The sequence below is a fragment of the Nocardioides secundeburneus genome, assembly GCF_039939255.1.
Lineage (GTDB): Bacteria > Actinomycetota > Actinomycetes > Propionibacteriales > Nocardioidaceae > Nocardioides.
Genome location: NZ_JBDUUE010000001.1, coordinates 771006 through 788899 on the forward strand (window position 1 = coordinate 771006; position 17894 = coordinate 788899).

The following is a 17894-nucleotide window of genomic DNA, read 5'->3' on the forward strand; positions in this document are numbered from 1 at the left end:
TGGGCCATGGCGCCGGCGCAGGTGTCGGCCGGCTGAGCCTGCGGTGGCGGTGCGTGAGCCACCGAACCGACGGCGGGATGGGCCCGGAACGGTTGCTTACCTACCGCCAGGCCGGGCGGGGCCGGCTGAGCCCGTGGTGGCGGTGCGTGAGCCACCGAACGGGCGGTGGAAGGACACCGGAACGGTGGCTCACCTACCGCCACCGCCGCTGTCAGGCCGACGCCTCCGAGAGCTGCAGGTCGATGCGGGTCGGGTCGAAGATGTGGTCGCTGAGCAGCAGCGCCAGCCCGACCGACGCGGCACGGCCGTCGAGTCGGCCGCGGCGCAGCTCGAGGCGGCGGGTGGCGAGCGGGAGCGAGCGCGAGTAGACCATCTCGCGCAGCCCGGCGAAGATCTGCTCCTCGGCCTCGGCGAGCTGGCCGTCGACGACGACGACGCGCGGGTTGACGATGTTGACCATCTCCGAGAGCGCGAGGCCGAGCACGCGCCCCGCCGCGCGGGCCAGCCGGACGGCGACCGGGTCGGAGGTGCGCACGAGCTGCACCACGCCGTCGACGGTGTCGACCTCGCGGCCCTCGGCGGCGAGGTCGCGCATCATCGCCCACCCGCCGGCGCGGGCCTCGACGCAGCCGAGGTTGCCGCAGCGGCACAGCGGCGCGTTGGTGGGGGAGGGGTCGAGCAGCTGGGTGTGGCCGATGTCGCCGGCGGCGCCGTCGGCCCCCCGGTGGATGCGGCCGTGGCTGATGATGCCCGAGCCCACGCCCGTGCCGAGCTTGAGCAGCACGATCGTGTCGGCGTCGGGGTAGTGGGTGCGGTACTCGCCCCACGCCATGGCCGTCGCGTCCTTCTCGAGCAGCAGCGGGCAGCGGTAGTCGGTGGCGAACCAGCCGCGGACGTCGAACTGGTCCCAGCCGGACATGATCGGCGGCGAGATCACCGTCGCCTGCTCGTGGTCGACGGGTCCGGGCACCGACAGCGCGAGGCCGTGCACCTCGGTGCGCGCCCGGCCGACGGTCTCGAGCAGCGCGGCGAACATGGACTCCACGCGCGGCAGCACCTCGAGCGGTCCCTCGGTGACGTCGCTGCGCAGGGTGGTCTCGGTGAGGATCCGGCCGGACAGGTCGCAGGCCGCGGCCCGCATGGCCGTGGCGCCGATGTCGCAGACCAGCAGGACGCCGCGGTCGACGTCGAGGGCGAACGAGCCGGCCGGTCGCCCGCGCCCACGACCGGGGACGACGTCCGGCTCGCGCTCGGCGAGCAGGCCCGCCTCGAGGAGCAGGTCGATGCGCTGGTTGACCGTGGAGCGCGACAGGCCGGTGACGCGCATGACGTCGGCGCGGGTCAGCGGCGGCCGGGCGCGGAACAGCGCCAGCACCTCCCCCGGTCCGGGCGAGCCCAGCGCCTGTGTCGTCATGGCGGCCACCCTATATTGACGAGACCTCAGACGAAAAGACCCCGCATTTTGCTTGACAGAAGACATAATTGAGCGCTTCCATGAGAGGGCCGTCACAGCGACGCGCCAGCAGCACCCGAACTCGTAGGAGAACTCGCATGATCCGCACCACCGGCTCCCGCAAGGTGGCCCTCCTCGCTGTCGCCGCCGTCACGGCGCTCTCCGTCGCCGCGTGCGGTGACGACGCCGGCTCGGGTGCCGGCGGCAACGGCGACGGCGAGATCGCCGCCGTCATCAAGGGCCTCGACAACCCGTTCTTCCAGGGCATGGAGGACGGCATCGACGCCGCCGCGACGGCCGGCGACGTGAAGGTCGACGTGCAGGCCGCGGCCGACATCACCGACACCACGGGGCAGCTCGACAAGCTGACCCAGGCCGCGACCAAGGACCTCGGCTGCGCGATCGTCAACCCGATCGACGGCACCAACCTCATCACCGGCCTCGCCCAGCTCGCCGCCAAGGACGTGCCGATCGTCAACATCGACAGCCCGGTCGACGCCGACGCCGCCGCCGAGGTCAAGGCCACGCCGACCACCTACATCGGCACCGACAACACCGAGGCCGGCCAGATGGCCGGCGAGCACATGCTCGAGCTGCTGCCCGACGGCGGCGACGTCGCGCTCATCGGCGGCATCGCCGGCGACGTCACCAGCAACGCGCGCCTCGACGGCTTCACCGCCGGCGTCGGCGACGGCGTCACCATCACCCAGACCGTCGCGGCCAACTGGAACCGCGAGGAGGCGCTCAACCAGGCCACCACGCTGCTGCGCGCCGACACCGACCTGGCCGGCTTCTTCGTCGCCAACGACGACATGGCGCTCGGCGTCGCCCGCGCCGTCTCCGACGTCGGCCGCGAGGGCCAGGTCAAGATCATCAGCGTCGACGGCGTCGCCGACGGCCTCAACGGCGTCAAGGACGGCCAGATCTCGGCCGTCGTCGCCCAGTACCCCTACGCGATCGGCGAGATGGGCGTCAACGCCTGCCGCGCCGCGATGGCCGGCGACGACATCCCCGACAACGTGACCGCGCCGATCGCGCTCGTCACCCCCGAGAACGTCGACGACGCCCTCGCCGCGGCCCCCGCGCCGTTCCAGGAGTACACCGACCCGTTCGCCGACCTCGTCAAGTAACCAGCCACCACCACTGGCCACCCGGCTCCAGGAGCAGTGAGATGACCACCATGACCGCACCTGCGTCGACCACCGTCGACACGGATCCCGCCCGCCGCGGACGTCGGGTCTTCGACGTCTCGCTGTGGGCCGACTGGGCCGCCCTGATCGGGCTGGTCGCCCTGCTCGTCCTGTTCACCGCGCTCGACCCGTCGTTCCTGAGCGCCGGCAACATCACCGGCATGCTCGCCGCGGCGGCCGCGCTCCTGGTGCTGACGGTGGCCCAGACGTTCGTCGTCGCGACGGCCGGCATCGACTTGTCGATCGCCTCGGTGATGACCCTGGGCATCGTCGTGCTCGGCCAGCTCTACGAGGCCGGGGCCCCGCTGTCGCTGGCCATGCTCGGCGCCCTGAGCGCCGGGCTGGCCGCCGGCGTCGTCAACGGCATCCTGGTGGCCTGGGGGAGGATCACCGACTTCGTCGTCACCCTCGGCATGCTGTCGGCGGCGTCCGGCCTGGCGCTCATCCTCTCCGACGGCCAGCCGGTCACCGTGACCGAGAGCTTCTTCTTCACCCTGGCCCTCGACGGCCCGGTCTCGTTCGTGCCGTGGATCGTCGTCATCGCCGCGGTCGTCGCGGTGGTCGCCCACGTGGTCCTGTTCCACACCCGGCTCGGCACCCACGTGCTCGCCACCGGCGGCTCCGACGAGGCGGCCCGCGCCACCGGCATCAACACCGCGCGGGTCAAGCTCTTCGTCTACTCCTTCGCCGGCCTGCTCGCCGGCCTGGCTGCGATCATCGTCGTCACGCGCCTCGGCGCGACGCCGCCCGCGGCCAACACGACCTACCTGCTCAACTCGGTCGCGGCCGTCGTCCTCGGCGGCGTGAGCCTCTTCGGCGGCCGGGCCACGATCCTCGGCCCGGTCTTCGGCGCGATGCTGCTCACCGTCCTGCTCAACGGCCTGACGACGCTCGGCGTCAGCCAGTACTACCAGCCGCTGTCGGTGGGCGTGGTCGTCGTGGCCGCCGCCTTCCTGATGCGATTCCAGAAGTGAGGACCGACATGTCCGAGACCACCCTCGTCAAGGGCAAGGGCACCGAGCTCGCCCCCGAGCCGATCCTCGAGGCGCGCAACGTCTCCCTCTCCTTCGGCAGCGTGCGCGCGCTCGTCGACGTCTCGGTCACCCTCGCCCCGGGCGAGGTGACCGCGATCGTCGGCGACAACGGTGCCGGCAAGTCGACCCTGGTGCGCTGCTTCTCCGGCATCCACCGCCCCGACAGCGGCGACGTGGTCTTCGAGGGCGAGACCGTGCGGTTCTCCTCGCCCGAGGCCGCCCGCGAGGCCGGCATCGAGACCGTGCACCAGAACCTCGCCCTCGTCGAGGACCTCACCGTCTGGCAGAACCTCTTCCTCAACCGCGAGCTGACCCGCCTCGGGTTCCTCGACCGGCGCCGGATGAAGCGCGAGGCGGCCGACATGGTCAAGACGCTCGCGGTCAACGTGCCCGAAGTGACCTCCCGCGTGCGCCGCCTCTCCGGCGGGCAGCGCCAGGCCGTCTCGATCTGCCGGGCCGCGGGGTTCTCCTCGCGCCTGGTGATCATGGACGAGCCCACCGCCGCGCTCGGCGTCCAGGAGACCGCGCGGGTCGAGGAGCTCATCAACCGCCTGCGCGGCGAGGGCCACGCGATCCTCCTCATCAGCCACAACTTCGAGCAGGTCCTGCGCCTGAGCCAGCAGGTCTGGGTCATGCGCGCCGGCCGCTGTGTCGCCGGACGACGCACCGCCGAGACCACCGGCCAGGAGATCGTCGGCCTCATCACCGGCGCCATCACGTCCTGACCCCGCTCACGCCCCCCCCCGACCCACCAGTCCAGGAGACACCCCATGAACGACGCCACTGCGGCGCGCCCGAACGCCCCGACCAACCCCCTCGGTGTCCACGCCCTCGTCTGGGTCGGCGGCACCACGCCCCAGCAGGTCGCGACCGCCGTCCGGCAGACCGCCGACGCCGGGTACGACCTGCTCGAGATCTCCCTCCACGACGCGGTCAACCTCGACACGGCCGCCGCCCGGGCCGAGCTGGAGAAGGCCGGCATCGCCGTCGCCTGCTCGCGCGGCCTGGCCTTCGACGCCGACGTCTCGAGCGACGACCCCGCCGTCGTCGAGCGCGGCGAGAAGCTGCTGCACGACTCGCTGCGGATGACGCAGGAGCTCGGCGGCAGCCACTTCACCGGCGCGCTCTACAGCGCGCTCGGCAAGTACGGCGCGCCCCTGTCGCCGCAGGGGCGCGCCAACGTCGTGCAGGTCCTCAAGGGCCTCGCCGCGAGCGCGGCCGAGAAGGAGATGACGCTCGGCCTGGAGATCTGCAACCGCTACGAGACCAACGTCATCAACACCGCGGCCGACGCGCTGCGCCTGGCCGACGACATCGGTGCTGACAACGTCACCATCCACCTCGACACCTACCACATGAACATCGAGGAGGACTCGCTCGTCGCGCCGGTGCACCTGGTCGGCGACCGCCTCGGCTACGTGCACATCGGTGAGAACCACCGCGGCTACCTCGGCTCGGGCCACATCGACTTCTCCGGCTTCTTCGGCGCCCTCGGCGAGATCGGCTACACCGGCCCGATCACCTTCGAGTCGTTCTCCTCGGCCGTGGTGTCGCCGACCCTGTCGAACGACCTCGCCGTGTGGCGCAACCTGTGGACCGACGGCGTCGACCTCGCCGTCCACGCCCGCTCGTTCATGCAGGCCGAGCTCGACAAGAACGCGGCGTGAGCCAGCCCCCCGCGCCGCAGCAGGTCGCGAGCCTGGACGACGTCGTCGCCCGCGCCCGCGACCTCGCGGCCCGACCCGGGCGCACGGTGCTCGGCATCACCGGCCCGCCCGGCGCCGGCAAGTCGACGCTGACCGACCTGGTCCTGCCGGCCCTCGGCGAGGTCGCCGGCCACCTGCCGATGGACGGCTTCCACCTCGCCGACGTGCAGCTCGACCGCCTCGGCAACCGCGACCGCAAGGGCGCTCCCGACACCTTCGACGTCGGCGGCTACGTCGCCGCGCTGCGACGCCTGGGCGAGGCGCCGGACGACGTGCTCTACGCGCCCGGCTTCGAGCGTGAGCTCGAGCAGCCGATCGCCGCGGCCATCGCGATCGAGCCGACGGCGAGGTTCGTCGTCACCGAGGGCAACTACCTGCTCCACGACCGCGACGGGTGGGAGCACGTCGCGCCGCTCCTCGCCGAGACCTGGTACGTCGACGTCGACCCCACGGTCCGTGTCGAGCGCCTGGTCGCGCGGCACGTGCGGTTCGGCAAGTCGCCCGACGAGGCCCGTGCGTGGGTCGAGCGCAGCGACGAGGCCAACGCCCGGCTGGTCGCGACCACCCGCGCGCGGGCCGACGTCGTCGTCGAGCTCGGCTGAGCGCGGGTGGCCCGCCGGCCCGCTACTGGGGCGCCTCGTCGACCTGGATGTCGAACTTCACGTTGTCGCCGTCGACCGAGGTGACCTCGACCTGCACACCGAGCTCGTCCTCGCCGGCGGTGAGCGTGCACTCCATGGTCTCGCCCTCCTCGGCGTCGAGGTCGCCCGGGCAGCTGATGTCGTCGGGGGCCTGGCCGACCTCCTCCTCGAGCTGGGTGGAGATCTGGTCCTCCAGGTCGCTCTGGTCGACGGAGCCTCCCGACGAGCAGCCGGCGAGGGCGAGGGCGAGCACGACGGCGGGGCCGGCGACGAGGGTGCGGACGGGGTGACGCATGGGGGACCTCCAGGGTCTCGTGGACGTGGAGGGTTGACTGCCCGTCGGGCGGGCCGCCAAACGACCCGAAGGGGTGGTCAGCCGACGACGCCGGAGTCGCGCAACCACCCCCACAGCCGGTCGGCGTCGACGACGGTGACGCCGAGCTTCTCGGCCTTGTCGGTCTTGGCCGCGCCGACGTTGGCGCCGGTGAGCAGGTAGTCGGTGGTCGACGAGACCGAGGACGACGCCGTGGCACCGGCCTGCTCGACGAGGCGGGTGAGGTCGGGGCGGCTGATCTTCGCGCCGGTGACGCCGTGGGTGAAGGCGCCGGTGACGACGACCGTGGCGCCCTTGAGCGGGGAGTCGCCGGCGGCGGCGACGTCGACCGGCCGGTCTTCGTCGAGCACGTCGAGATGCACGCCGAGCGCGCGGAGGTCGGTGATCTCGGTCTGCACCGACTCGCGCTCGAAGAAGGCGACGACCGACTCGGCCACGAAGGTGCCGATGTCGCGGATGGCGGTCAGCTCGTCGACCGTGGCGGCCGCGACCGCCTCGATCGAGGTGTAGCCGGCCAGGCACAGTCTCTTGGCGGTGCCGTCGGAGGCCCGGGGGATCGCCAGCCCGATGAGGGCCCGGCGCAGGCCGAGACCCTTCGACCGCTCGATCGCGGCGATCATGTTGCCGGCGGACGTCGACCCCATGCGCTCGTAGGACATCAGCTGCTCGGCGGTGAGCCGGTAGAAGTCGGCCCGCGAGGCGAGGATGCCGTCGTCGGCGAGCTTCTCGATCCAGGTGTCGCCGACGCCCTCCATGTCGGCGGCCGGTCGCGAGGCCCAGTGCATGAGCCGGCGGGTGAGCTGGGCGGGGCACTGCAGGTTGACGCACCAGCGCTCCTCGCCGGCGCCGCGCACCTCGAGCTCGGCCTGGCACGACGGGCAGTGGGTGGGTGGCTCGACGACCTGCTCGGAGCCGTCGCGCAGCTCGGGCAGCGAGCGGCCCACGAACGGGATGACGTCGCCGCGCCGGACGACGGCGACGGTGTCGCCGATGCGCAGGTCGCGCTCGCGGATCATCTTGGGGTTGTGCATCGTGACGTTCTCGACGGTCACGCCGCCGACGAAGACCGGGGCGACCCGCGCCCGCGGGGCGATGCGCCCCACCTTGCCGACCTGCCACTCGATCGCCAGCAGCGTGGTCGTGCGCTCCTCGGGCGGGTACTTGAAGGCGATGGCCCCCCGGGGCTCGGCGGAGTTGTAGCCGGCCGCGTCGAACTCCGCCGGGTCGTGCAGCCGGACGACGGCCCCGTCGATGTCGTAGTCGAGCGAGTCGCGCCGCGCCCCGATGGCCTCGATGGCGGCGATGACCTCGTCGGCGTCGGCGCACACGAAGGTGGCGGCGTCGACGATGCCGCCACCGAGGGCGTCGACGTCGACCGCGGCGCCGTCGCGGTCGGCCCCGAACGCGAAGAACGACAGCACGCGCCCGGCGGCGGCCGCCGCCGCGGGGTCCTTCTGCATGAGCGTGCCGGCGGCGCCGTTGCGCGGATTGGTGAGCGGCTTGTCGGGGTGGGCCTCGTTGTAGGCCGACCACACCGAGCGCAGCATCACGGCCTCGCCGCGCACCTCGATGCGGCCCGGCTCGGCGACCGTGTCGGGCAGGTCGGGCAGCACGTGCGCGACCTTGTCGGTGACGATCTCGCCGACCTCGCCGGTGCCGCGGGTGGCGGCGTGGTCGAAGCGGCCGTCGACGTAGACCATGCTCAACGACAGGCCGTCGAGCTTCTCCGAGACCCGGAACACCTTGCCGGGGAAGCGCGCGCAGAAGGTGCGGATCGCCTCCTCGGTGTTGGCCTTGGCCAGCGACAGCATGGGCCGTGCGTGCCGGATCGTGTCGCCGACCAGCTGCGAGGGCTGGTTGACCTTGTCGAGCGGGTTGTCGGCCGGAGCGAGGTCGGGGTGCTCGGCGACGAGCGCGGCGAGCTCGTCCTTGAGGGCGTCGAACTCGGCGTCGGGCACGGTGGAGTCGCCGGTGCCGTAGTAGAGGTCGTTGAGGCGCTGGACCTCGGCGGCGAGCTCGGCGATGCGAACGGCGGGGTCGGGGGTCTCGGGCACGGGCCCATCCTCGCCCACGCCACCGACACCCGGCCCCGGCAGTGGGCGGCCTGACGACCTCGCGGCGGTGCGCATCGGGTCGCCCGACGACGTGGTGCCCGGGTGCGGAGCCACCGAGGCGCGGACGCCGTGATGTGCGCCGAACCGCCCCGTAGCGGGCTGTGTACTCCCTAGAGTGCCCTGCATGTCCCAGCCGCCGGTCACGCCGCCGGGGTCGGCCGACGCCGCGGCTCGGCTCGTGGCGCAGCTGACCGAGGTCGCCGTCATCGAGCTAGACCCCGACGGGGTCATCGTCAGCTGGAACGAGGGGGCGCGGCGACTCAAGGGCTACGAGGCCGTCGACGCCGTCGGGCGCAGCTTCGAGATGTTCTACGGCCCCGACGACCGGGCCACCGGCCTGCCGCAGGCCCTCCTGCTGCAGGCGCGCACCACCGGCAGCGCCCAGCACTCCGGGTTCCGGGTGCGGCGCGACGGCAGTCGGTTCTGGGCCGACGTGCTCATCACCGCGCTCCACCACGACGACGGCACGCTGGCCGGCTACGCGAAGGTGACGCGCGACCTCACCGATCGCCACGAGCTGGAGGTCGAGCTGCGACGCAGCGAGGAGCGCTTCCGCAGCCTGGTCGAGCAGGTCGTCGACTACGCGATCATCGGTCTCGACCGGGCGGGCGAGGTCGTCAGCTGGAACGCCGGCGCCGAGCGGCTCAAGGAGTACCCGACGGCCGAGGCACTCGGTCAGCACTTCTCGATCTTCTACACCGCCGACGACCGCGCCGACGGGCTCCCGCAGCGACTCCTGCAGCGCGCGCTCGACGACGGCCACGTCGAGCACACCGGATGGCGCGTGCGGCGCGGCGGCACCCAGTTCTGGGGCAACGTGGTGATCACCGCGCTGCGCGACGACGACGGCCGGGTCACGGGCTTCGCCAAGGTGATCCGCGACCTGACCGCCCAGAAGCGGTTCGAGGAGGCGCGCGAGTCGTTCTTCCACGCCTTCGCCCACGACTTCCGGGCTCCGGTGGCGGCGATCGCCGGGTTCGCCGAGGTCTTCCACGACGCCGACCCCGAGCTCGCGGCCGACCTGGTCGACCGCATCGGCACCAACGCGCGCCGGCTCGTCGACATGACCAACGACCTCGTCGAGCACAGCCGCCTCGCGGCCCGGTCCACGGCCGCGCCGACCCGGCTGCGCCTGCACGACGTCGTCGACGGCGTTGCCCGCGGGCTCGGCGACGGGGCGGCCGGGCGCATCGACGTCGCGGTGGGCGACGTGGTGCTCCACGCCGACCGTTCGGCCCTCGAGCGGGTGCTGGTCAACCTGCTCTCCAACGCGCTGAAGTACTCGGCCGCAGAGACCACGGTCGGCGTCGCGGCCGCCGTGCTGCGCGACCGGGTGATGCTCGTGGTCGCCGACCGCGGCCGTGGCATCGACGCGCTCGACCTGCCGCACATCTTCGACGAGTTCCAGCGCGGCCGCCTCTCCGAGGACGACGGCGGCCACGGCATCGGGCTGGCCAGCGTGCGCCGCCTCGTCGAGGCGATGGAGGGCACCGTGTCGATCTCGAGCCGGGTCGGTGTCGGCACCACCGTCACCGTCGACCTGCCGGTGGCCGGCCCCGCTCGCTGACGCCCCCGGCGACCCTGCGCGGTGGTCGTGGTCGATCGATCGCGCGGAAATGGCACGAGGCCGACACCCCGCGGGGGTGCCGGCCTCGTGGTCGAGCCGTGGAGCGCGGATCAGTGGATCGTCAGCGCACCGTGATGGAGCGGGTGAGGCCCGCCGGGGCGACGAGGGCGGTGCCGGCGAAGCGCACCGTCAGCTTGCGCGACCCCTTCGGCACCCAGAGCGTCACGGTCTTCGGCGTACCGGCCTTGACCGTCACGGTCTTGGTGACCCCGCCGGCGGTGACGGTGACCCGACCGGTCGTCGGCACGCCGGGCACCCGCAGGTTGACGGCCACGACGACCTTGCCCTTCTTCGCTTTCGGCTTCGAGGCCGGCGTCTTGACCGACGTCCGGAGCACCGGCGTGGCCTTGGTGACCACGATCGACACCGGGGCGCTGGTCGAGCCGGTGTAGCCGGCCGCGCTCGGCGTGAACCGGGCGACCACGCGGGTCGTGCCCGGTCGCAGGCCGGGGACGGCGAGGGTCGCCGCACCGTTGGTCGACGTGCCGCGCGCCAGGACGGTGCTGCCCGCGACGAGCTCGACGGTGCCGGGGACGCTCGCGTCGCCGCCGGCCGAGGTGAGCACCGAGACCCGCGCGACGGCCGGGTAGGCGACGCGCGCCGGCGTCAGCGCGACGACGGCGGTGGCCGTCGGCTCCTCGGGAGCCTCCGGAGCCACGACGGGCTCGCCCTCCGGGCCGGCCCAGAACAGCGCCCGTGCCGCCTGGCTCATCCCGCCCTTGGGGTGGGTGCGGAAGAACACCGAGGTGCCGAACACGAGCGACTTGGTGTCGGTGGTCGTGTTCTCGGACGAGACGACCGAGGCCTTGCCGGCCGCGACCTCGGGGCCGTTGGTGGCGTTCGTCGAGCGCCAGTGACCGGCGAGGAACGGGTCCTCGGCGTCGTAGGTCTGCTCGGTCTTGACGCCCGTGCCGGGCACGAACGAGTAGGCCGGGTAGATGAACGAGGAGTCCTGGGCGTACGGCGCGAGCACCGAGTCGGCCGGGGTGTCGACGGCGACGATGCCGTTGCCACCACCGTTGCCGGCGGTGACGGTGCCGCTCATCAGGCCGGCGGCGACCGCGGCGTTGAACGCGGCGTTGGTGCGACCGAGGATGTCACCGCCACGGGCGGTGAAGGCGGTGACGGCGGCCCGTGCGGTGGCGAAGCTCGTGCCGCTCGGGTTGCTCGTGCTGGGCGGCACGTCGGCGGTGTTGAACGTCGAGCCGATCCAGAGCACGTCGATGCCGTCGAGCAGCGACGGGTTGGCGTTGAGCCCGGCCGCGGTGATCTGGCGCAGGCCGCCGAAGCCGAGCTCGGTGAGCGAGAGCCGGTCGTCCTGCGTGCCCACGTAGGCGATCGACATGTCGCGCAGCGGCTTGGTGGAGGCGTCGTCGAGCGCGTCGAGGTCGGCCGCGGAGGCCTCCTCGAGCTCGACGCCGGCCGCGGACGCCGCGGCGACGGCGGTGTCGAAGCCGGCCTGGTCGACGACGGCCGAGCCGTCGGCGAGCATAGAGACCTTGACGTCGGCGTCGAGCAGCGTGTTGAGCACCTGGTAGTCGGAGACGCCGGCCAGGTCGAACGTGGTGAACGTCGAGCTCGCCGGGGCGGTGGGCACGTCGACCGAGGTGACGGGGGTGGTCGCGCCGATGGCGGCGTCGGTGGTCAGGCCGACCTTGTCGACCGTCGCGCCCCAGGTGTAGCTGTACGACCAGGCGGAGATGTCGTACATCGACGGCACCTTGGCCGAGATGTCCTCACCGAGGTCGAGCAGCGCGTTGGCCAGGCCGCGCAGCGGCTGGTGCATGTCGACGACGTAGGAGCCGGCGGCGTAGGTCGTCTCGCCGACGACGGCCGGGGCGGTCAGGCGCGAGACCTCGATGTCGTGCTGCAGGAGCTTGGCGACCAGGTCGGTCGCGTCGCTGCTCGAGCGCTGGTCGGCCCCGACCGGGATGACGTAGGCACGCGGCAGCGTGATGGGCTCCTGGTTGTCGACGACGTCCCAGAGCGGCTTCCACTGGGTCGGGCCGGGGACCGAGGCGACGTCGGCGACGGTCAGGTTCTTCTTGACCTCGCCGGCGACACCGCGGCGGAAGACCTCGATCTGGTTGGCCAGCATCTCGCGCGCAGGGCCGGCCTGGTTGAGGTAGCCGATCGTGCTCTTCATGGTCTGCAGGGCGACGGTGGTGTTGATCCGGGCGCGGTCGGGCGAGATGCGCGAGGTGCCGTTGACGCTCAGGTTGCGACCGAGGGGCAGCTCGACGGTGGCCGAGGCGGCGCCGTAGAACGCGGCGTACTGCGCGGTGAAGATCGGCGGGAAGTCGTCCCAGCCGTCGGGGGTGTCGCGGTAGGGGATCTTGATGTTGCCCGTGTTGGTCGTGCTGACGGTCCCGGTGGTGGTGTTGTAGTAGGTGTTGCCCGGGATGTTGGCGGCGACGACGTCGCGCTCGACCTTGAGGGCCAGCGCGTAGTTGTGCGGCACGTACAGGTCGTACTCGTAGTTCGAGCCGTGCGGCGGACCGGTGGGCTCCATCTGCAGCACGCTGGTGTAGCCGTGGAAGTCGGCGGCGTAGATCGGCTGGATGGCCTGGACCTGACGGATGAACGACTTCGTCTCGGGCGTGGTGTTGGTGATCATGTCGCGGTTGGGGTCGAGGCCCAGCGCGGTCGCCCGGGTGGCGTTGGTGCGGCCGTCGGGGTTGAGTGACGGCGAGAAGTAGATGCGGTTGTTCTCCAGGATCGAGCGGACCTCGAGCAGCGGCGCGGTGGCGAGGTACTCGATGTACTGCATCGCAGCGTCGGTGCCCTCCCACTCGTTGCCGTGGATGTTGTTGCTGATCCAGATGGGCGTCTTGTAGCCGGCCTTGAGCGCCGTGTCGGCAGCGGCCGCGACCGGGTCGGTCTTGATCTCGTTCTTCCAGGCGGCCTGCTGCGCGGTCTCGGCCTCGTCCTCCGGCGCGGTGATCGTGACCAGGTAGAGGTCACGCCCCTCGGTGGACTGCCCGACGACCTGCGCGGAGACGCGGTCGCTGCGCGACATCAGGTCCATGAGGCGCGGCGCGATCTGCGGGTGCGTGATGAGCTCACCCGTGACGGCGGCGTCGTCGACGTTGTCGCGGTAGACCTTCAGCGTCGGCTGGTACGGGTAGGACGTCGGCATCACGATCGGGTCGCCGGCGACGGCGGTCTCGGCCGCGCGACGCAGCACCTGCGCCCGCTCGACCGGGTCGACGCTCCGCTCGGTGGCGGCCCCGCGGCCCTTGCCCGCCGGCGACGTGGGGGTCGCGGTGGCCGGCGTGACGCCGGGAGAGGTCGGGTCGGCCGAGGCCGTCGGCGTGAACGCCAACGTCGCGGCCGCGAGGGCCAGACTGGTCACGCCGATGCCGGCGCGTGTGCGCTTCAAGTGATCCAACTCCGATTCGCTGCTTGGTCGTGCGTGGAGCGACCACCCGGGCGGATGGCCGACGGCCCCGAGACCGGTGGGCTCACATTGCCTGACAATCGGCGGGCGGGGTAGGGATCGGTGCCGACATTTCACATGTCGGTTACACAAGGGGTCTTGTCGAGCCGACTACCACGCTCGTGTGACGTCACCGTGGCGGCGTCCGAGGTGCGGGCGGTCGGACCGTCCCGACGGCCGACTCTTGCAGCTCGGCCAACCGGGGGAACCGGGGGACGCCGGCCAGCAGCGCGCCGACCAGCGACACGAGCAGGCCACCGGCGGCGACGCGCAGGGCCCACTCGGTGCCCGCGACGCCGGCGACGACGCCGCCGAGGGCCGCCCCCAGCGGAGAACCGCCCCAGGCGATCAGCCGGGCGGTGGTGCCGACGCGCGCCTGGAGGTGGTCGGGGGTGACCACCTGTCGGGTGACGATGCCGTTGAAGATGAGCGAGGTCGCGGCGAAGTTGAGCACCGCCAGCAGCGGCAGCGCGACCAAGACCGACGTCGTCAGCGACAGCGTCAGCACGACCGCCAGCCCGACGGCGTAGCCGGTCGTCGTGATCACGCCGACCCCCACACTCCGCTGCAGCCGGGGCAACGACAGGCCGGCGGCGAACGTGCCGGTCGCGCCGGCGGCGAAGAGCCAGCCCAGCGCGGGGGAGTCGTCGGCGAGGCCGAGCTGCTCGACCCCGACCACGACGAGCAGCCCGGTCACGGCACCACCGGCGAGGCTGTTGCCGGTGCCCAGGACGGTCAGCCAGCGGACGACGGGCGTCGTCCAGATGTACGTCAGGCCCTCGGCGACCTCGGCCCGCAGCCGTCGTCCGCTCGGCCCGCGCACGGTCTCGCTGCCCTCCCAGCGCAGCCGGGCGGTCACCGCGGCCGCGGCCAGGTAGGCGAGGCCGTCGACGCCGAGCACCAGCGCCGGGGACGTCACGGTGACCAGGAGCCCCGCCACGACGGGGCCGGCGAGACCGATCGTCGTCCCGACCGTGACGAGCGTCGACGTCGCCGACGCGACCCGCTCGCGCCCGACCATCTGCGGGACGACGCCGAACGTGGCCGCGTCGGCGAACACGAACAGCGTCGACACGGTGGCCGCGACGACGAGCAGGTGCGCGAAGGTGAGCACCCCGAGCTGGTCGGACACCGGCACCGTGAGCATCGCGAGCCCGCTCGCCGTGCTGCATCCCACGAGCACGCGGCGCCGGTTCCACCGGTCGACGAGGGCGCCCGCCGGCAGGCCGACGACCAGGTAGGGCGCCGTCTCGACCGCGGTCACGAGCGCGGTGAGCGTGGCGCTGCCGGTGAGCCGGTAGACCAGGATCGGCAAGGCGACCAGCGTGAGCGCGTTGCCGGCCATCGCCACCGTGCGGGCCGCCAGGTAGCGGCGGTAGGTCGGGTCCTCGAGCGCGCTCACAGGCTGGGTGGCGGGAGCAGGAGCAGGCTGTCGGGCGTCGGCTCGCGGCCGGCGACCTCGGCCCAGCGCGGCAGGCCGTAGTACGGGAAGCCGGCCGGGGCGTTGGGCACCAGCCCCCGCGCGCAGACCCGGACGACGCGGAGCGGGGTGAGCGCGACGTCGGGCGTGGTCAGGTCGCACACGACGACGTCGTGCCCGCCCGCGGCCAGCGCTGCCCGCAGGCCCGCCTCGGTCCCGGTCGGCAGCTCGTCGAGCGGCACGGTCGACGGCGGCGCGGTGAAGCGCGGCAGCAGGCGCCGCTGCACCTCCGGGTCGAGCCACACCTGGGCCTGGGCGCCGAGGTCGCGCACCCGCGAGCAGTGCTCTCCGACGTCGGCGAGATAGTCGCGCCCGGCCCGATGGGGCAGGTAGAGCCCCTCAGAGAGGATGCCGGCCCGCACGGCCTCGAACACCCAGCCGTCGGCGTCGAGCAGTCCGAGGCTGAACACCCAGCTGTGGATGGCCTCGAGCGTCGCCTTGACGGCGGTCTCGGCCGGGTCGAGCTTGGCCGAGAACCCGCCGGCGACGATCCCGGTCACCGGGTCGTGGACGACGGCGGCCACCACCGGCACGCCGAACCAGGCCGGCAGGGCCAGCAGGTGCAGCTCGAGGCGCGAGCCCGAGAGGTGGTCGAGGAGTCCGGGCACCGTGGCGGGGTCGATGCCGCTCGCGGGCAGGCCGAGGTGCCACCACAGCGACAGCGAGTCGCGCTCGACCAGCTCGAGGAGGCCGCGTCGGGTGGCGTCGTCGACCGACTGCCCGGTCGCGATGCCCGCGTAGTTGACCGGGTGCAGGAACGGTTCGCTGCGCCGCGCGCCGGTGCGCCAGTTGAGGTGGGCCCACGACGCCGGGACGAGCACCTCGTCGCCGGCCTGGTCGAGGCCCTCGACCCACGCGACGTCGAGGTCGTCGGCGAACCGGGCGAACGGGAAGCCGCCCCGCGCGTGCTGCCAGTCGGCGAAGAACCGCAGGTCGTCGGGCCCGAGCACCCGACGTCCCTCGGCCCGCAGGTCGCGTGCGGTGGCCCGGCGCAGTCCGGCGGGCACGTAGTTGCCGCAGTAGCGCTCCACGGCCTCGCCGATCGCGGCGATGCGCGCGCCGTCCGGGTCGTCGAACGTGGTGCCGAGCGAGACCCGGTCGCTGGGCCAGTTGCCGTGCACGCGGGCGTCGGCCACCTCGGCGGTGATCCCGACGTACGACGGCGGCAGGCCCTCGAGCCGCTCGACCGGGTGCAGGCCGGTGACCAGGCCGAAGTCGGGGTCGACGAGGTCGGCGGTCTCGGCGTTCATGCGATCTCCAGGTGGTGGTCGGGCACGGGGCGCGGGGCGTGCGGGGCGCGGGCGTAGCGCGGGAAGTCGTCGGTGGCGAGCCGCAGCTCGAACGGTCCGTCGTCGAGCACCGGGCCGAGCGTGATGCGACGTCCGACCGCGGCGCCGTGGGCGACCTCGCGGCCGTCGACGAGCAGCGAGGCGCACCACTGCTCGTGGGCTGCGGCGTCGACGTGCACGGTCGCCGTCAGCGGTCGGCCGGTGCTGGACGGCGGCGACCCGTCGAGCACCAGGTCGAGCCAGGCCAGGGTGCGACCGGCGCGCCGGGCGCCGGACAGGGCGTGGTCCCACGGGCCGAACGCCAGCTCGGCCGGGCCGCCCCAGTGGGCGCAGAGGTCGGTCGTGTCGTGCGCGAAGTGGTCGTAGGCGCCGCCGATCGCCAGCAACGGGCAGCGGATCGAGGCGACGTCCAGGGCCCGCTCGGCGTCGCGTCGTCGGGCGGACAGCACGTCCGACCAGGGCCGAGGCACGTCGTGGGCGAGCCACCAGCCGAGGCGTGAGGCCAGCTGCAGCACCCCGCCGCGGGTGCGAGCGGTCTCGCCGAGCCCTAGCGCCGGCACGGCGACGACGACGCCGTCGGGCTCGACCTGCGTGGCGGTGGCGAGCGCGGCGTGGGCGCCGTAGGAGGTGCCCAGCAGCACGACCGGGGCCTCGGTCCACGAGCGGACCCAGGCCGTCAGGGCCGGACCGTCCGGGCCGCCGTCCTCGGCGTAGGGGCGGAACGTGCCGGGTGACTCGTGGCGCCCCCGCACGTCCTGGACGACGAGCCCCACGTCGTGCGCGGTCCACCCCCGGGCCTCGGCGGCGTGACCGGCGGCACCGTAGGGCGTGCGGGCGACGAGGACGGCGCGCGGCGGGCCGTCGGGCAGCCAGGCGTAGGTGACGAGGCCGCGGACCGCGGCACGCAGCGACCTCATCGGGGCGCCGGTGGCACCGGCAGCACGCGGTGGCGGGAGACGACGAGGGTGTCGAGGTCGACGACCACGGCCTCGAGCGGGTGGCGGTCGGGCCGGCGGAGATCGGCGACGACGGTCACCGCCGCGAGCTCGAGCCCGGCGCGCTCGTCGCCGGTGCCGACGACGCCGCGACCGCCGGTGCGCACGACGACGCCGCGGTGCCGCGTGGCCGCCCGGTGGCGGGCCTCCACGTCACCGGCCGGTACCGCCGGCGGTCTCAGCACGACGCGATGTCCGCTCATCCAGCAGGTGGCGTCGTCGGTGGGGGCGTCGTCCGCCCGGACGACGAGGTCGTCGCCGGCGGCGCCCATGCGTCCTGCGGCGGCGCGCAGGGCGCCGGCGAGGCGCCCGTCACCGACGACGGACACGCGGGTGGGTGCGGCGTCGGCCAGGCCGGCGTCGACGAGGGCAGCGAGTGCGCCGCGGGCGGGGGCGGTCGCGGGCGGTCCGCCGTCGAGCAGGGCGTCGAGGAGGGCGGTCGCGTCGGCGTCGTCGAGGTGCACGTGGTGGTCGGCGCCGTCGACCCGCAGCAGGTGGCCGCCGTCGGCGGCGTACAGGGCGACGCCGGCCCTGAGGCGCGGGGAGGTGAGCATCGGTTCTCCTAAGGAGTGCGGACGGCCCCCGCCTGCCG

General features: G+C 73.2%; 14 protein-coding genes. 6 read left to right on the top strand and 8 right to left on the bottom strand.

Features of this window, described 5'->3' with window-relative positions:
• Positions 1–211: 211 nt before the first annotated feature.
• Entirely contained in the window at positions 212–1414 is a 1203-nt protein-coding gene (locus ABFT23_RS03505) for an ROK family protein (RefSeq protein WP_347892621.1), read from the bottom strand.
• A 137-nt stretch (positions 1415–1551) separates the two neighbouring features.
• Here ABFT23_RS03505 and ABFT23_RS03510 point away from each other — a divergent pair, with 137 nt between their 5' ends.
• From ABFT23_RS03510 to ABFT23_RS03530, 5 genes are read left to right on the top strand one after another with little or no spacing between them, the layout of a single operon-like run.
• The gene (locus ABFT23_RS03510) at positions 1552–2583 is read left to right on the top strand and encodes a substrate-binding domain-containing protein (protein ID WP_347892622.1); all 1032 of its coding nucleotides are present in this window, start codon (positions 1552–1554) and stop codon (positions 2581–2583) included.
• A gap of 41 nt (positions 2584–2624) precedes the next feature.
• Entirely contained in the window at positions 2625–3617 is a 993-nt protein-coding gene (locus ABFT23_RS03515; protein WP_347892623.1) for an ABC transporter permease, read from the top strand.
• Positions 3618–3625: 8 nt separating this feature from the next.
• A complete protein-coding gene (locus ABFT23_RS03520) occupies positions 3626–4402 on the top strand; it encodes an ATP-binding cassette domain-containing protein (protein ID WP_347892625.1) in 777 nt (258 codons plus the stop codon).
• Positions 4403–4447: 45 nt separating this feature from the next.
• Positions 4448–5344, top strand: coding sequence for a sugar phosphate isomerase/epimerase family protein (locus tag ABFT23_RS03525; protein WP_347892626.1), 897 nt, complete (start codon positions 4448–4450; stop codon positions 5342–5344).
• Complete coding sequence (locus tag ABFT23_RS03530; protein ID WP_347892627.1) at positions 5341–5985, top strand: nucleoside/nucleotide kinase family protein; 645 nt, start codon at positions 5341–5343, stop codon at positions 5983–5985. Before ABFT23_RS03525 ends, ABFT23_RS03530 begins: the two co-directional genes overlap by 4 nt.
• Positions 5986–6007: 22 nt before the next feature.
• On the opposite strand, the gene ABFT23_RS03535 is transcribed toward ABFT23_RS03530, so the two are convergent.
• Positions 6008–6319, bottom strand: a complete 312-nt coding sequence (locus tag ABFT23_RS03535; protein WP_347892629.1) for a DUF4333 domain-containing protein — start codon at positions 6317–6319, stop codon at positions 6008–6010.
• 77 nt (positions 6320–6396) lie between these two features.
• On the bottom strand, positions 6397–8412 hold the full coding sequence (gene ligA / locus ABFT23_RS03540; protein WP_347892630.1) for an NAD-dependent DNA ligase LigA: 2016 nt from the start codon (positions 8410–8412) through the stop codon (positions 6397–6399).
• 184 nt (positions 8413–8596) lie between these two features.
• Between ligA and ABFT23_RS03545 the strand changes: the two genes are divergently transcribed.
• A complete protein-coding gene (locus ABFT23_RS03545) occupies positions 8597–10039 on the top strand; it encodes a sensor histidine kinase (RefSeq protein ID WP_347892631.1) in 1443 nt (480 codons plus the stop codon).
• 121 nt (positions 10040–10160) lie between these two features.
• On the opposite strand, the gene ABFT23_RS03550 is transcribed toward ABFT23_RS03545, so the two are convergent.
• The 5 genes from ABFT23_RS03550 to ABFT23_RS03570 form a co-directional block, all read right to left on the bottom strand.
• Positions 10161–13481, bottom strand: a complete 3321-nt coding sequence (locus ABFT23_RS03550; protein ID WP_347892632.1) for a M14 family metallopeptidase — start codon at positions 13479–13481, stop codon at positions 10161–10163.
• Positions 13482–13668: 187 nt separating this feature from the next.
• Entirely contained in the window at positions 13669–14940 is a 1272-nt protein-coding gene (locus ABFT23_RS03555) for an MFS transporter (protein ID WP_347892633.1), read from the bottom strand.
• Positions 14937–16268 (bottom strand): YcaO-like family protein, encoded by a 1332-nt coding sequence (locus ABFT23_RS03560; RefSeq protein ID WP_347892635.1) that lies wholly within the window; start codon positions 16266–16268, stop codon positions 14937–14939. The genes ABFT23_RS03555 and ABFT23_RS03560 overlap by 4 nt, the downstream gene beginning before the upstream one ends.
• The gene (locus tag ABFT23_RS03565; RefSeq protein WP_347892636.1) at positions 16265–17224 is read right to left on the bottom strand and encodes a CocE/NonD family hydrolase; all 960 of its coding nucleotides are present in this window, start codon (positions 17222–17224) and stop codon (positions 16265–16267) included. Before ABFT23_RS03565 ends, ABFT23_RS03560 begins: the two co-directional genes overlap by 4 nt.
• Positions 17221–17856, bottom strand: a complete 636-nt coding sequence (locus ABFT23_RS03570; RefSeq protein WP_347892638.1) for a hypothetical protein — start codon at positions 17854–17856, stop codon at positions 17221–17223. The genes ABFT23_RS03565 and ABFT23_RS03570 overlap by 4 nt, the downstream gene beginning before the upstream one ends.
• Positions 17857–17894: the final 38 nt, after the last annotated feature.

Bases quoted from the DNA above. Each gene is read 5' to 3' on its own strand.
- ABFT23_RS03505 (WP_347892621.1), bottom strand. From the start codon at position 1,414: ATGACGACACAGGCGCTGGGCTCGCCCGGACCGGGGGAGGTGCTGGCG.
- ABFT23_RS03510 (WP_347892622.1), top strand. From the start codon at position 1,552: ATGATCCGCACCACCGGCTCCCGCAAGGTGGCCCTCCTCGCTGTCGCC.
- ABFT23_RS03515 (WP_347892623.1), top strand. From the start codon at position 2,625: ATGACCACCATGACCGCACCTGCGTCGACCACCGTCGACACGGATCCC.
- ABFT23_RS03520 (WP_347892625.1), top strand. From the start codon at position 3,626: ATGTCCGAGACCACCCTCGTCAAGGGCAAGGGCACCGAGCTCGCCCCC.
- ABFT23_RS03525 (WP_347892626.1), top strand. From the start codon at position 4,448: ATGAACGACGCCACTGCGGCGCGCCCGAACGCCCCGACCAACCCCCTC.
- ABFT23_RS03535 (WP_347892629.1), bottom strand. From the start codon at position 6,319: ATGCGTCACCCCGTCCGCACCCTCGTCGCCGGCCCCGCCGTCGTGCTC.
- ABFT23_RS03545 (WP_347892631.1), top strand. From the start codon at position 8,597: ATGTCCCAGCCGCCGGTCACGCCGCCGGGGTCGGCCGACGCCGCGGCT.
- ABFT23_RS03560 (WP_347892635.1), bottom strand. From the start codon at position 16,268: ATGAACGCCGAGACCGCCGACCTCGTCGACCCCGACTTCGGCCTGGTC.
- ABFT23_RS03565 (WP_347892636.1), bottom strand. From the start codon at position 17,224: ATGAGGTCGCTGCGTGCCGCGGTCCGCGGCCTCGTCACCTACGCCTGG.
- ABFT23_RS03570 (WP_347892638.1), bottom strand. From the start codon at position 17,856: ATGCTCACCTCCCCGCGCCTCAGGGCCGGCGTCGCCCTGTACGCCGCC.